Below are 14,872 nucleotides of genomic sequence, written 5' to 3' on the forward strand. Positions count from 1 at the left end.
GCAATGTTAATTACTTTTTCTTCACCGGTCTTTGCCAACCTTGAATATGACGTTGTGGCACACGAGTGATCACCAGCTCATCTCTCTCAATATTTTGAGTGATCGTTGAACCAGCTCCAATGGTTGCACCATCTGCCACAGTAACTGGCGCGACTAATTGTGTATCCGATCCAACAAATACATTGTTACCAATGATTGTTTTAAATTTATTTGCACCGTCATAGTTACAAGTAATGACACCTGCACCAATGTTACAGTTCTCTCCGATTTCGGTATCACCTACATAAGTGAGATGATTTACTTTAGAACCTTTACCTACTGTAGATTTTTTAATTTCCACGAAGTTGCCCACATGGGTTTCAGCCGCTAATTCAGCACCTGGACGTAAACGAGAGAATGGGCCAATCGCCGCTTTCTCACCAATTGTTGCATCTTCTAAAACAGAATAAGGCTTGATCTCAACATCATCACCAATAGTCACGTTTTTCAATACACAACCAGCGCCAATTTTCACACGATCGCCCAAGCGCACATTACCTTCCACAATCACGTTCACATCAATTTCAACATCTTTACCGTGCTCTAATGTGCCGCGTAAATCAAAACGTTCAAGGTCAATCAACATCACACCTGCAAGTAAAAGTTTTTCTGCTTGTTTACGTTGATAATAGCGTTCCATTTTGGCTAATTGTAGGCGATTATTTACCCCTTCAACTTCCATAAAATCAGTTGCTTGCACAGCTACAATCGGACAACCATCTTGATGAGCTAAGCCAATTACATCAGTAATATAAAACTCGCCTTGTGCATTATTATTATCTAAACGCGCTAACCATTTTTTGAAACTTGCACCATCTGAAACTAACACACCTGTATTAATTTCTTGAATTTTAAGCTGCTCAGGCGTTGCATCTTTTTGTTCAACAATCCCTACAACTTTGCCATTTTCACGTACGATTCGACCATAACCTGTTGGGTTATCTAATACGACGGTTAACACTGCGATACCATTTTCAGGTTTCGCATCGATTAATTTTTGCAATGTTTCCGGTGTGATCATTGGGCCATCGCCATACACCATTAAAACATTTTCATCATCACGGAAAAAAGGCATTGCTTGTTGCATAGCATGTCCTGTACCCAATTGTTCCGCTTGGAATACCCAGTTCACACTTTCATTTGCCAAACGCTCACGCATTAATTCGCCACCGTGACCATAAATCAAATGCACATTTTCTGCACCTAATTGATTCGCTGTATCGATCACATGTTTTACCATTGGTTTTCCTGCCACTTTATGTAAGACTTTTGGTAAATCAGAATACATACGAGTGCCTTTACCGGCTGCTAAAATCACAACACTTAATGCTTTATTTGTCATAAATTCTTCTCTTCTTGATAAAAAATTTTTGGGCGTATTCTATCGTAGAAAGGGTTGAATGATAAGTTGTTTATCTTTTTAAGAAAATCCTATAATAGAAAAAACTTTTCAACCCATAGAGGTACGCATGCGTAATCGAGACGAAATCATCTTACAACTACTAAATCACCAAGGGAAAGTTAGTGTGCAAGAACTTGCCCAGCAATGCGAAATGTCAGTAGAGACCATTCGTAGAGATCTTAATCGATTAGAAAAAAAAGGTTTACTCTATCGCATTCATGGTGGCGCTGTTAGCGGAAAAACGAATGATATAGGATCTTTTTTTCAAATACGACAACATATCAATGCTGCAGCCAAAAGACATATTGCCCAAAATGCCCTTGAATTACTTTATGAAAATGCTGTGATTGGCCTCGATGCAAGCTCCACCAGTTGGTACTTTGCATATCTCATGCCTGATATCCCCTGCACGGTTGTGACAAACTCAATTTTTAACATCAATGCTCTCGTAAATAAGCCCAATATCAAAACAATAGTGACTGGTGGAGTTTACTCTCCAAAATATGAAGCTTTCTATGGGCCTTTATCCGAATATTTATTACAGCGCTTACATATCAATTTTTCTATTCTTTCCTGCTCAGGCATTGATAACGAAGGTAATATTTGGGAATCAAACGAACTCAATGCCTCACTAAAACGAAAAATGATGGAAGCATCAGAAAAATGCTATTTACTTGCAGATCAGTCAAAATTTGAGAAAAAAAGCCTCATACAATTAAGCGAGCTAAATAAAATGGATACCATTTTTACGGATTCCCCCCTTTCGCCACTCTTACAACAATATTGTGATAAAACAGATACAATGACTGTTTTATAGATAAATATGCCCGAATTGACTGTTTTTAGGATAAAAATAAGAAAATCGGGCATCTACTTTATAAAAAAAATAATTCTTTTGTGTGATCTCTTTCACAAATCTGAAATCTACTTTGCATTTCGTCTATCTTATTACATTCTTTTTATCAAAAATAATACCAAGTTAAGTTGATATCAGCTTATTCACCTTTCATCATAAATGTTAAACGTAAGGAGGATTTTTATAATGACATCTTTCGCTCAATCAAATCGTGTAAAAATTGGTATTCGTCCAACTATTGATGGGCGTCGTATGGGAGTTCGAGAATCATTAGAAGAACAAACCATGCAAATGGCCAAATCCGTTGCTGAGTTATTGCAAACTCACATTCGTCACACCGATGGTTCCTTCGTGGAATGTGTGATTGCTGACACCTGTATCGGTGGTGTTGCTGAAGCTGCCGCTTGCGCAGAAAAATTTAAACTCAATAATGTTGGTTTAACAATTACGGTTACCCCTTGTTGGTGCTACGGTTCCGAAACTATCGACATGGATCCGCACATGCCGAAAGCTATTTGGGGTTTTAACGGCACCGAACGTCCAGGAGCTGTTTATCTTGCTGCCGCCCTTGCTGGCCATTCTCAACTAGGTTTACCGGCTTTCTCTATTTATGGCACCGAAGTACAAGAAGCAGATGACACTAGTATTCCTGCCGATGTTAAAGAAAAACTGTTACGCTTCGCACGTGCCGGTCTTGCCGTTGCAACTATTCGCGGCAAATCCTACTTATCTATCGGTTCCGTTTCCATGGGTATCGCCGGTTCTATCGTCAACCAACAATTCTTCCAAGAATACCTCGGCATGCGTAACGAATATGTGGACATGACCGAAATCAAACGCCGCTTGGATCGCAAAATTTACGATCAGGAAGAAGTGGACTTAGCGCTTTCTTGGGTGAAACAATATTGCAAAGACGGGATTGACGTAAACAGCCCGGAAAATCAACGCTCACCGGAAGAACGCGCTGAACTTTGGGAAAATGTGGTGAAAATGACCATCATTGCCCGTGATTTAATGGTGGGTAATCCGAAATTAGCTAAATTAAACTTTGGTGAAGAAGCACTTGGTCATAACGCCATTGCTGCCGGTTTCCAAGGTCAACGCCATTGGACCGATCATTTACCGAACGGCGACTTTATGGAAGCCATCCTAAACTCCACCTACGATTGGAATGGCGTACGTCCTCCATACATTCTTGCAACAGAAAACGATAGTTTAAACGCAGTCTGTATGTTACTTGGTAATCAACTCACTGGTCAGGCGCAAATCTTTGCCGACGTACGGACTTACTGGAGCCCAGATTCCGTAGAACGCGTTACCGGTTTCCGTCCGGAACAAGGCTTCTTGCATTTAATTAACTCAGGATCTGCTGCCCTTGACGGTACAGGTCAACATCAAGACGCCAATGGCAATCCGATCATCAAACCTGCATGGGAAGTCACGGAAGAAGACGGCAAACGTTGTTTGGAACATACCCGTTGGTGTCCTGCGGTACACGAATACTTCCGTGGGGGCGGTTTATCCTCTCAATTCTTAACCAAAGGCGGCATGCCGTTTACTATGCATCGTATTAACCTTATTAAAGGCTTAGGTCCGGTGCTACAAATTGCCGAAGGTTGGTCTATTGATTTACCGAAAGAAGTCAATGATGCCCTTGACCATCGTACAAACGAAACCTGGCCGACGACTTGGTTTACGCCTCGTTTAACTGGTAAAGGAGCATTTACTGATGTTTATTCTGTAATGGCGAACTGGGGAGCTAACCACTGTGTAGCCACTTACGGACACATCGGTGCTGATCTCATCACGCTAGCTTCAATGTTGCGTATTCCTGTTTGCATGCACAACGTTGAAGATGCCAATGTGTTCCGCCCAAGCTCTTGGAACGGTTTTGGTCAAGACAAAGAAGGTCAAGACTACCGCGCCTGCCAAAACTTCGGACCACTTTATAAATAACCTATGACTGGCGCAAGCTTCCCTAACTTGCGCCATCATCCCATAAAAATTCAAATACAAGTGCGGTTGAAAAACAAATGAATTTTAAACCGCACTTAGGAGAGCTTTTATGTCTATCGTACTGATTTTTGATTGCGGTGCGACTAATTTACGCACCATTGCCATGAATGATAAAGGCAAAATCATGGCATCCCATCACCTTGCTAATAATACTCAACAGGGTAGCGAATCACCCGATTATCATATTTGGGATTTTGAAGAAATTTGGCAAAAACTCACCATGTGTGCAGATAATACGATCACTCAATTAAAGCAACAACAGGTTGATTTAAAAGAAATCGTAGGCATTTCCGTCACGACTTTTGGTGTGGATGGCGCAGCATTTGATAAAAACGGACAACAACTTTACCCGATTATCTCGTGGAAATGCCCGCGCACAGTGCCGGTGATGGAAAACCTCCCTCAGTTGCTAGACATAAAAGCCCTTTATCAACGCAACGGCATTGGTCAATATAGTTTCAACACTTTATTTAAACTACTTTGGTTGAAAGAAAATAAACCGGATATTTTCCAAAAAATGGATAAATTCGTGTTCATTTCCTCCATGCTAACCCAGCGATTAACTGGCAAATTTACCACCGATCGCACTATGGCAGGCACATCCATGATGACCAATCTCGCAACAGGCAATTGGGACGAGGATATCTTAAAACTGCTTGGTTTAAGCCAAAAACACTTTCCACCATTGCATAACGCAGGTGAAAAAGTGGGGGAGTTAACTAGTGCGCTTGCCGACCATTGGGGTTTAAATCGTATTCCAGTTATATCCTGTGGTCACGACACCCAATTTGCCGTATTTGGCTCCGGTGCGGGATTGAATCAACCAGTACTCAGTTCAGGCACGTGGGAAATCTTAATGGCCCGTACAGAACACGCCAAACCGCAATTCGATTTTGTGCCGCAAGGCTTAACCACCGAATTTGACGCACAACCGAATTGTTTTAACCCCGCCGTACAATGGGTCGGCTCAGGCATTATGGAATGGCTCGGTAAATTGTTGTTCGCCGATATATATGGCACCGACCAATATTACCCGACCATGATCGCCGAAGGTATCGCTGCCGGTGAAAAAGGCTCGCAAAGTGCGGTCAATTTTCAGGGTGTATTTAGCCAACTCGGACAAGGCAATATCAGTGGACTTTCCATGTTCTCCACTCGTGGTGAAATCTACCGTGCCGCACTTTATTACATGGCAAACCAACTCAAGCAGGGCTTGGACGTATTACAACAAGTCAGCCACTTCAAAGCGGAAAGCTTGCTTTGCGTCGGTGGCGGCTCGAAAAATCCACTTTGGAACCAAATCCGTGCTGATGTTTTAGGTTTACCGATTGATGTCGTGGATGTCGCAGAAAGCACTGTGCTCGGCGCTGCAATGTTTACCTTCGCAGGCGTTGGGATATACGCAACGCCAGAACAAGCACAGAAAGCAATGCAACCAAATAGAACGCGTGTTAATCCAGCTAGAAAGAATTAATCCCTCCTCTTTCTAAGAGGCAATAAAACTTGAAAAGAATAAATAGGAGAAATCAATATGTTAAAAGGTATCCACCCGGCAATCTCCCCTGAGTTACTCAAAATTCTTGCCGAAATGGGACATGGCGATGAAATTGTACTGTCCGATGCCCATTTTCCCGCACACTCATTACATTCAAACGTAATTCGTGCAGATGGCATCACCGTATCTACATTACTCAAAGGCATTGCACCATTATTTGAGTTTGATGCTTATGTCGATGCGCCGTTAATTATGATGCAAGTGGTGCCTGGTGATACTCTCGATCCACAAGTAGAAGAAAATTATCTAACGGCGATTAAAAATGCGATTGGTTTTACACCTAATTTAGAGCGTATTGAACGCTTTGCCTTTTACGAACGTGCCAAACAAGCTTATGCCGTCGTAATCAGTGGCGAAACAGCTAAATACGGCAACATTATCATCAAAAAAGGGGTTACCCCCATTCTATAACAGCTTAGAGGTACTAAAAAATGAACAGACAAGAACTTTCACAAAAAATTATTGATACTTGCCTTGAAATGACTCGACTAGGGTTAAACCAAGGTACAGCGGGAAATGTCAGTGTACGTTACAAAGACGGCATGCTGATCACCCCGACAGGAATGCCATATCATTTAATGAAACCGGAAAACATTGTGTATGTAGACGGCAAAGGTAAACACGAAGAAAACAAACTGCCGTCTAGTGAATGGCAATTCCATTTAGCTGTCTATCAAGCACGCCCTGAAGCCAATGCGGTGGTGCATAACCATTCTATAAACTGCGCAGGGCTTTCTATTTTGGAAAAACCGATTCCGGCCATTCATTACATGGTCGCGGTTGGTGGCACCGATCATATCCCTTGTGTGCCTTATGCAACGTTCGGTACTCACGAATTAGCGTCCTATGTGGGCGAAGGCATTAAAGAAAGCAAAGCGATTTTACTTTCTCATCACGGTTTGATCGCTTGTGGTGAAAACCTAGACAAAGCCTTATGGTTAGCACAAGAAGTCGAAGTATTAGCATCTTGGTATTTGAAATTGTTATCAACGGGCTTAGAAATTCCATTATTAAGCAAAGAACAAATGAACGTGGTTTTAGGAAAATTCCACACTTATGGGCTGCGCATTGAAGAATAGTCCGCAAATAGATTCATCACTTATTTAAACAAGGAAAAGATTATGAGCGCTAAAGTTTTAGAAAAAAAATATCTTGTGCCCTTCATTCTTATTACAAGCTTATTTGCATTGTGGGGCTTTGCGAATGATATTACCAATCCTATGGTTGCCGTATTCCAAACAGTCATGGAAATTCCGGCATCTGAAGCAGCTTTAGTACAATTTGCTTTTTATGGTGGTTATGGAACCATGGCAATTCCGGCTGCATTATTTGCCAGTCGCTATAGTTATAAAGCAGGTATCCTTCTAGGTTTAGCGCTCTATGCGGTCGGTGCATTCTTATTCTGGCCAGCTGCTAAATATGAAGTGTTCAATTTCTTCTTAATTTCTCTTTATATTTTGACTTTTGGCTTGGCATTTCTTGAAACAACAGCAAATCCTTACATTTTAGCCATGGGTGATCCGCAAACGGCTACCCGTCGCTTAAACTTTGCCCAATCCTTTAATCCACTTGGTTCTATTACCGGGATGTTCGTCGCATCTCAATTAGTCTTAACCAATTTGGAATCCGATAAACGGGATGCTGCTGGAAACTTGATTTACCATACTTTATCCGAAACAGAAAAAATGGGCATTCGCACCCACGACTTAGCCGAAATCCGTGACCCTTACGTTGCACTTGGTTTTGTCGTTGTTGCAGTGTTAGTCATCATCGCCTTATATAAAATGCCTTCAGTGAAGGTAGAGGAGAGTGATACCCGCCTTTCTTTTAAAGAGGCCGTAGCTCGCTTAATTAAGAAGCCGAAATATCGCGAAGGTGTGATTGCTCAAGTATTCTACGTTGGCGTACAAATTATGTGCTGGACTTTCATCGTACAATATGCCGAACGTTTAGGCTTCACCAAAGCGGAAGGGCAAAACTTCAACATCATCGCTATGGGGATTTTTATTACCAGCCGTTTCATCAGCACAAGCTTAATGAAATATCTTAAAGCCGAATTCATGCTCATGTTGTTCGCTATCGGCGGTTTCTTCAGCATCCTCGGTGTGATTTTCATTGACGGTGTGTGGGGCTTGTACTGCTTAATTTTAACTTCTGGCTTTATGTCACTCATGTTCCCAACCATTTACGGCATTGCACTCTACGGCTTAAAAGAAGAATCTACCTTAGGTGCCGCCGGTTTAGTGATGGCAATTGTAGGCGGTGCGTTAATGCCTCCGTTGCAAGGTATGATCATCGACCAAGGCGAAGTGATGGGATTACCGGCTGTCAACTTCTCATTTATCCTACCGTTAATCTGCTTCGTCGTTATCGCGATTTACGGCTTCAGAAGTTGGAAAGTTCTAAAATAATGTAAAACATGACCGTACTTCGCTTAAAAGTGCGGTCGTTTTTTTACGCATTTTTATCATCTTAAGTAAAGGAGTATATTTTATGGCTAATCGAATGATTCTTAACGAAACCAGCTATCACGGTGCCGGCGCTATTCAACATATTGTGGATGAAGTCAAAATCCGTAGCTTTAAAAAAGCCTTAGTGGTGACGGACAAGGATTTGATTAAATTCAAAGTGGTGGAAAAAGTCACCGCACTTTTGGACAACGCAGGGCTTGCTTACGAGATTTTTGACGAAGTGAAAGCTAACCCAAGCGTCGATGTCATCAAAAAAGGTGTGGCAAAATTCAAACAAAGTGGTGCAGATTATCTAATTGCTATCGGAGGAGGTTCTCCTACAGATACTTCAAAAGCTATCGGCATTATTATCAATAACCCTGAATTTGAAGACGTTCTGTCTCTTGAAGGTGTTGCGCCTACCAAGAACAAATGTGTACCCATTATTGCTGTTCCGACTACAGCAGGCACTGCCGCTGAAGTCACCATCAACTATGTGATTACCGATGAAGCGAATAAACGCAAATTTGTTTGCGTAGATGTACACGACATACCAGTAGTCGCTGTAGTCGATCTTGACATGATGTCCAGCATGCCTAAAGGTTTGACCGCTGCCACCGGCATGGATGCACTAACCCATGCTATTGAAGGTTACACCACCAAAGCCGCTTGGGCACTTACCGATGCTTTGCATTTGGAAGCGATTCGTTTAATTGCTAAACATTTACGTGGTGCGGTAGAAAACACCAAAGAAGGACGCGAAGGCATGGCGCTTGGTCAATATGTTGCCGGGATGGGCTTTTCAAACGTAGGCTTAGGTATCGTACACAGCATGGCACACCCGCTTTCTGCCTATTATGACACTCCGCATGGTATCGCCAATGCTGTCTTATTGCCTTATGTTATGGAATTCAATGCGCCTGAAACGGGTGAAAAATTCCGTGAAATTGCCCGAGCAATGGGTGTAAAAGGCGTAGATGACATGAGCCAAGATGAATATCGCAAAGCGGCAATTAATGCTGTAAGACAACTTTCTAAAGATGTCGGAATTCCAGAAAAATTACACACGATAGGCGTTCAAGAAAAAGATCTTCTCTCTCTTTCTCAAGATGCACTTAATGATGTGTGTACTGGAGGCAATCCGCGTGATTGCACAGCAGAGGATATTTTAGAAATCTATAGATTAGCGTTTAAATAATTCATTGATAAAAATTAATCTAGAGCGATTATTCTTCCGTTGAGTTAACTCAATAAATAAGGTAGACTATCCTCCCGTCTTGATAGCTAGTCATCTTTTTCTTTTATTTTTGACCGCACTTTTCAGCATCCTGCAGAAATTTGCATAAAAGATGATTGGCTATAATCATTTTTATCCCAACATTTTTAGGTCTCTCACTATGGCTACAAATTATATTTTCGTCACAGGCGGTGTGGTTTCATCGTTAGGTAAAGGTATTGCTGCAGCATCATTGGCAGCCATTTTAGAAGCACGTGGCTTAAACGTGACTATTATGAAATTAGACCCTTACATCAACGTGGATCCGGGTACAATGAGCCCAACCCAACACGGCGAAGTGTTCGTGACACAAGACGGGGCGGAAACCGATTTAGACTTAGGTCACTACGAGCGTTTTATTCGTACCAAAATGACCAAACGCAACAACTTCACCACAGGTAAAATTTATTCTGAAGTATTACGCAAAGAGCGTCGTGGTGATTATTTAGGTGCGACAATTCAAGTTATTCCACACATCACCAATGAAATCAAAGATCGTGTGATTGCCGGTGCACAAGGCCATGATGTGGTAATCGTGGAAGTGGGCGGAACAGTGGGTGATATTGAATCACTTCCATTCTTAGAAGCCCTTCGTCAACTTGCCGTACAAGTGGGCCGTGAGCATACTCTCTTTATGCACTTAACATTAGTGCCATATATCCCAACTGCAGGCGAAGTAAAAACCAAACCGACACAACATTCTGTAAAAGAATTACTTTCAATTGGTATTCAACCGGATGTGCTTATCTGCCGTTCAGATCGCATGATTCCACCAAACGAGCGTGCAAAAATCGCCTTATTCTGTAACGTACCAGAACGTGCGGTCATCTCATTAAAAGATGTGAATTCAATCTACCAAATTCCGGCGTTATTGAAATCACAAGGTTTAGATGAATTCATTTGTCAACGTTTCCACTTAGACTGTCCTGAAGCCGATCTTTCTGAATGGGAACAAGTGCTTTATCAAGAAGCCAACCCTGTGGGCGATGTGACCATCGGTATGGTTGGTAAATACATTGAATTACCTGATGCTTATAAATCAGTGAATGAAGCCTTAAAACATGCAGGCTTGAAAAACCGTTTAAGTGTTCATATCAAATACATTGATTCTCAAGATGTTGAAACCAAAGGCACTGACGTATTAAAAGGCGTAGATGGTATTTTAGTACCTGGCGGCTTTGGCTATCGCGGTGTAGAAGGTAAAATTTTGACAGCAAAATATGCGCGTGAAAACAATATTCCTTACCTCGGTATTTGTTTAGGGATGCAAATTGCGTTAATCGAATACGCGCGCAACGTTGCTGGTCTTGAAAAAGCCAACTCATCTGAATTTGATCGTAACTGCGAACAACCAGTAGTTGGTTTGATTACAGAATGGCAAGATGCGGAAGGCCACATTGAAACTCGTGACGACAATTCAGATCTCGGTGGCACGATGCGTTTAGGGGCACAGCAATGCCATTTAATTGAAGGCTCAAAAGCGCGTGCATTATATGGCAAAGAAACGATTGAAGAACGTCACCGTCACCGTTATGAAGTGAACAATAACCTGCTTCCACAAATTGAAAAAGCGGGTCTTAAAGTGACAGGTTTATCGGCTGATCGTAAATTAGTGGAAATCATCGAAGTACCAAACCACCCATGGTTTGTGGCATGTCAATTCCACCCAGAATTTACCTCAACGCCACGTGATGGTCACCCATTATTTGAAGGCTTTGTCAAAGCAGCCAGAGAAAATCAGTTAAAAACTGAAAAGTAATTTACTGATAATTCCATAAACAAGTGATCTGCACCCCAAAATCGGGACACCTACTTTGGGTCCAGATCACTTTTTATATATGGTCTATTTATCGAAAATAGCTTCGACGGTTAATTCCTTGTAGTAATAGCCTTTTTCTTGACTAAATTGCATATCAAGCTCACTCAAATAAATCGTAAAGCTTGGTCTATCAATTTTTAATAAATCTTGGCTAAGCGATTTAAATTCAGCTTGAGAGATTTTTTTCATCGGGTCTAGCTGATGTTCTTTGAATACTTTGTGAATATGTTCATCCATATTCGTACAATATCTGTCATGATCTTCAACAAAGCAAACCTCTGGCTTCTCTTTGTGCTTATCCGCTTTTTCATCAGATTTCATATAAGTCTGAATCTCTGTACGAGCAAATCCAGGCATCGGTACATGAATCCATTTTTTATACGGCGTGACATCAATTGATTTCCATTCAAATCCCACTGTTGTTTTTCGGTCGCTAATTATTCGCTCATTGATGCGGATCTCATCACGATAAATATTGAATGCCAAAAGTTCTTTCGATTTTTCACCATATTGCTTCTTAAATACCTCTCGTCTTTCTTGATAAGCATCTTCCACAGAAGAGTCTAGCTCTATACTGTAAAGCAAATAGTCTGATACACTATCTAATTCTTCCCAATCTTTAAGCTCGCTCTTCGGCATATTCTCTAAACGCTCTACAAAATCTACATCATCACGAATTTTTCCTTGTCCATCAGATAAATTTAGTTTTGTTAATAACTGTTCAAAACGTTCCGTTTGGCTTTGATAAGCAATTTCTTTCGGACTCACCACCCAAGTCATGGCAAAAATTGCCACCATTACAACTCCAGAAATCAGCCGGTATTGACGTGCTTTTGGCACAATCAGGATCGCATAAGCAATCGTAATCGCCGTAGCCAAAGCCACTAAATAAATACGCTGTTCCGTCCAAGCATAGGCACTAATACGGCGATCAATCGCCAGCCATAGCAACACGATTGACACAATAGCAAGATATGGATAGAACTTAAAGAAAGTTTCCCAGCTGGCTTTAGCACAAATAGAACGTAATGCATATACGCCTAAACCACCAAGCAGGTAAGGCAAGGAAATATTCGCCAGCATGCCTTTTGGTAATACGCCTTCAAAAATAATTTGAACAACATAAGCATAAAGCAACACAGTGAAAATAATCAATGCTGGTGCTAATACGAAATTAACTAAAATGTCAAAAATGCGATTTAACGTCATTTCCGATTTAACTTGGCGCTGTTGGAATACTAAGAAAAACAGTGGCTGAGTAAAAATGCCTAAAGACATATAAACGTGACTATAGAAACTATCAGAAAACGCTATATTAAAGAGTGTTGTAATCGTAAATAAAATAGCCGCTATTAATCCAAATACCAATAACCATACTGCCGTTGCTAAGCCAAGATGGAATAGATTGATAAAATTACGGTAGGTAAACCCTTGATTATTTTTTTCAAATGGAAACCCTAATAACATCAGTAACGCAATAAAATTTGCGCCCCAAAACTTAGGGCTATAGCAATAAAAATCAGCATTATCATTCACTTGCCAAATGGTGAAAACAGTAATGAGAGGCACAATCCATGAAAAACGATACCAAGAATATGGGCGAGATAAATAAATAAAGGCAAGCAGCATCGGCTCAAATAGCCAATAAGCTAAATGATCTTTTTCTGAATTCATATCTACAAACCAAATTCCAAGAGCAAACGCAGCAATCATGAATATTTCGATCGGATGGGTAGATATCACTGATTTTATTTGTGTTTTGGTTTGCTGAAAAAAAGTCGAAAGAGACATAATGATTCCTTTTTCAATGCAACAAAGTCTCAATTAAGAATAAATAATTGTTCGTAAAATAATACGAAATTTCGTGCAACTGTAACCAACTTTTGAAGGCAATTCCACTGAAATAAAAGAAATAATTGGCGAAAAAGAGATAAAAACTTACCGCACTTAATTAAAAAATAAGATACAGATCAAAGTGCGATCATTTTTCCAAGACAAATTTCTAAATTTGCTTTATTATATTGCCACTTTAGGTTCGCCTAACTAATTTTAATTAACTTTAAACAGAGGAAAACAAAATGGCAAAAATCGTTAAAGTCATTGGTCGTGAAATCATCGACTCTCGTGGTAACCCAACTGTAGAAGCTGAAGTTCATCTTGAAGGTGGTTTCGTTGGTTTAGCAGCTGCTCCATCAGGTGCATCTACCGGTTCTCGTGAAGCATTAGAATTACGTGACGGCGACAAATCTCGTTTCTTAGGTAAAGGTGTATTAAAAGCGGTTGCTGCAGTAAACGGTCCTATCGCAGATGCATTAGTGGGTAAAGAAGCGTCTAACCAAGCTGAAATCGACCAAATCATGATCGATTTAGACGGTACTGAAAACAAATCTAACTTCGGTGCAAACGCAATCTTAGCGGTATCTTTAGCAAACGCAAAAGCCGCTGCAGCGTCTAAAGGTTTACCTCTTTACGCTTACATCGCAGAACTTAACGGCACGCCAGGCGTTTACTCTATGCCATTACCAATGATGAACATCATCAACGGTGGTGAACACGCAGATAACAACGTTGATATCCAAGAATTCATGATTCAACCAGTTGGCGCGAAAACGTTACGTGAAGCACTTCGTATCGGTGCAGAAGTATTCCACAACCTTGCGAAAGTATTAAAATCTAAGGGCATGAGCACTGCTGTAGGTGATGAAGGTGGTTTTGCACCTAACTTAGCATCTAACGCAGACGCTTTAGCATGTATCAAAGAAGCTGTAGAAAAAGCAGGTTATGTATTAGGTAAAGACGTCACTTTAGCAATGGACTGTGCATCTTCTGAGTTCTACAACAAAGAAACTGGCAAATACGAAATGAAAGGCGAAGGCCGTTCATTCACTTCTCAGGAGTTCACACACTATCTTGAAGAATTAACCAAACAATACCCAATCGTGTCTATCGAAGATGGTCAAGATGAATCTGACTGGGAAGGTTTTGCATACCAAACTAAAGTGTTAGGCGATCGCGTTCAATTAGTGGGCGACGACTTATTCGTCACTAACACCAAAATCTTAAAAGAAGGTATCGAAAAAGGTATCGCAAACTCTATCTTAATCAAATTCAACCAAATCGGTTCTTTAACTGAAACTTTAGCGGCAATTAAAATGGCTAAAGATGCAGGTTACACTGCGGTTATCTCTCACCGTTCAGGTGAAACCGAAGATGCGACTATCGCTGATTTAGCGGTTGGTACAGCAGCAGGTCAAATCAAAACTGGTTCTATGAGCCGTTCTGACCGTATTGCGAAATACAACCAATTAATCCGTATCGAAGAAGCATTAGAACGTGCTGGCACACCAGCTCCGTTCTTAGGTTTAAAAGCGGTTAAAGGTCAAGCATAATTTTTGCTTAATTTAATGTAAAATAGCACCGCACTTTGCATAAAAGTGCGGTGTTTTTCTATCTAATATT

Annotated in this window: 11 protein-coding genes; 9 read left to right on the plus strand and 2 right to left on the minus strand. The window is 40.9% G+C overall.

Annotation, left to right across the window (positions count from 1 at the left end):
- Positions 1–10: 10 nt before the first annotated feature.
- Positions 11–1,381 carry a bifunctional UDP-N-acetylglucosamine diphosphorylase/glucosamine-1-phosphate N-acetyltransferase GlmU gene (gene glmU / locus ACXVWB_RS08550; RefSeq protein ID WP_065242722.1) on the minus strand — a complete coding sequence of 457 codons (1,371 nt, stop codon included), beginning with the start codon at positions 1,379–1,381 and terminating at the stop codon, positions 11–13.
- A gap of 127 nt (positions 1,382–1,508) precedes the next feature.
- Here glmU and ACXVWB_RS08555 point away from each other — a divergent pair, with 127 nt between their 5' ends.
- From ACXVWB_RS08555 to pyrG, 8 genes are all read left to right on the plus strand, one after another.
- Positions 1,509–2,258, plus strand: a complete 750-nt coding sequence (locus ACXVWB_RS08555; RefSeq protein ID WP_065242721.1) for a DeoR/GlpR family DNA-binding transcription regulator — start codon at positions 1,509–1,511, stop codon at positions 2,256–2,258.
- Positions 2,259–2,483: 225 nt separating this feature from the next.
- The gene (fucI, locus tag ACXVWB_RS08560; RefSeq protein WP_126469724.1) at positions 2,484–4,253 is read left to right on the plus strand and encodes an L-fucose isomerase; all 1,770 of its coding nucleotides are present in this window, start codon (positions 2,484–2,486) and stop codon (positions 4,251–4,253) included.
- Between the two features lie 109 nt (positions 4,254–4,362).
- Positions 4,363–5,787, plus strand: coding sequence for an L-fuculokinase (gene fucK / locus ACXVWB_RS08565; RefSeq protein ID WP_289902187.1), 1,425 nt, complete (start codon positions 4,363–4,365; stop codon positions 5,785–5,787).
- Between the two features lie 57 nt (positions 5,788–5,844).
- Positions 5,845–6,279, plus strand: coding sequence for an L-fucose mutarotase (gene fucU / locus ACXVWB_RS08570; protein ID WP_065242718.1), 435 nt, complete (start codon positions 5,845–5,847; stop codon positions 6,277–6,279).
- A 20-nt stretch (positions 6,280–6,299) separates the two neighbouring features.
- Positions 6,300–6,947, plus strand: coding sequence for an L-fuculose-phosphate aldolase (gene fucA, locus ACXVWB_RS08575; protein WP_049357912.1), 648 nt, complete (start codon positions 6,300–6,302; stop codon positions 6,945–6,947).
- 42 nt (positions 6,948–6,989) lie between these two features.
- Positions 6,990–8,279, plus strand: a complete 1,290-nt coding sequence (gene fucP / locus ACXVWB_RS08580; RefSeq protein WP_065242717.1) for an L-fucose:H+ symporter permease — start codon at positions 6,990–6,992, stop codon at positions 8,277–8,279.
- A gap of 82 nt (positions 8,280–8,361) precedes the next feature.
- The gene (gene fucO / locus ACXVWB_RS08585; RefSeq protein ID WP_289902186.1) at positions 8,362–9,516 is read left to right on the plus strand and encodes a lactaldehyde reductase; all 1,155 of its coding nucleotides are present in this window, start codon (positions 8,362–8,364) and stop codon (positions 9,514–9,516) included.
- Positions 9,517–9,715: 199 nt separating this feature from the next.
- On the plus strand, positions 9,716–11,353 hold the full coding sequence (pyrG, locus tag ACXVWB_RS08590) for a glutamine hydrolyzing CTP synthase (protein WP_065242715.1): 1,638 nt from the start codon (positions 9,716–9,718) through the stop codon (positions 11,351–11,353).
- An 84-nt stretch (positions 11,354–11,437) separates the two neighbouring features.
- Here the strand turns inward: pyrG and ACXVWB_RS08595 are convergent, their stop codons facing one another.
- Positions 11,438–13,204: a DUF4153 domain-containing protein gene (locus ACXVWB_RS08595; RefSeq protein WP_049357906.1), complete on the minus strand. Its 1,767-nt coding sequence runs from the start codon at positions 13,202–13,204 to the stop codon at positions 11,438–11,440.
- A gap of 287 nt (positions 13,205–13,491) precedes the next feature.
- Between ACXVWB_RS08595 and eno the strand changes: the two genes are divergently transcribed.
- Complete coding sequence (gene eno, locus ACXVWB_RS08600; RefSeq protein ID WP_054420251.1) at positions 13,492–14,802, plus strand: phosphopyruvate hydratase; 1,311 nt, start codon at positions 13,492–13,494, stop codon at positions 14,800–14,802.
- The last annotated feature ends 70 nt before the right edge of the window (positions 14,803–14,872 follow it).

This window comes from Haemophilus sp. SZY H53 (genome assembly GCF_054332375.1).

Excerpts from the sequence above, each read along its gene's own strand:
- fucU (WP_065242718.1), top strand. The coding sequence starts at position 5,845 with ATGTTAAAAGGTATCCACCCGGCAATCTCCCCTGAGTTACTCAAAATT.
- fucK (WP_289902187.1), top strand. The coding sequence starts at position 4,363 with ATGTCTATCGTACTGATTTTTGATTGCGGTGCGACTAATTTACGCACC.
- fucO (WP_289902186.1), top strand. The coding sequence starts at position 8,362 with ATGGCTAATCGAATGATTCTTAACGAAACCAGCTATCACGGTGCCGGC.
- glmU (WP_065242722.1), bottom strand. The coding sequence starts at position 1,381 with ATGACAAATAAAGCATTAAGTGTTGTGATTTTAGCAGCCGGTAAAGGC.
- ACXVWB_RS08555 (WP_065242721.1), top strand. The coding sequence starts at position 1,509 with ATGCGTAATCGAGACGAAATCATCTTACAACTACTAAATCACCAAGGG.
- ACXVWB_RS08595 (WP_049357906.1), bottom strand. The coding sequence starts at position 13,204 with ATGTCTCTTTCGACTTTTTTTCAGCAAACCAAAACACAAATAAAATCA.
- pyrG (WP_065242715.1), top strand. The coding sequence starts at position 9,716 with ATGGCTACAAATTATATTTTCGTCACAGGCGGTGTGGTTTCATCGTTA.
- eno (WP_054420251.1), top strand. The coding sequence starts at position 13,492 with ATGGCAAAAATCGTTAAAGTCATTGGTCGTGAAATCATCGACTCTCGT.
- fucI (WP_126469724.1), top strand. The coding sequence starts at position 2,484 with ATGACATCTTTCGCTCAATCAAATCGTGTAAAAATTGGTATTCGTCCA.
- fucP (WP_065242717.1), top strand. The coding sequence starts at position 6,990 with ATGAGCGCTAAAGTTTTAGAAAAAAAATATCTTGTGCCCTTCATTCTT.
- fucA (WP_049357912.1), top strand. The coding sequence starts at position 6,300 with ATGAACAGACAAGAACTTTCACAAAAAATTATTGATACTTGCCTTGAA.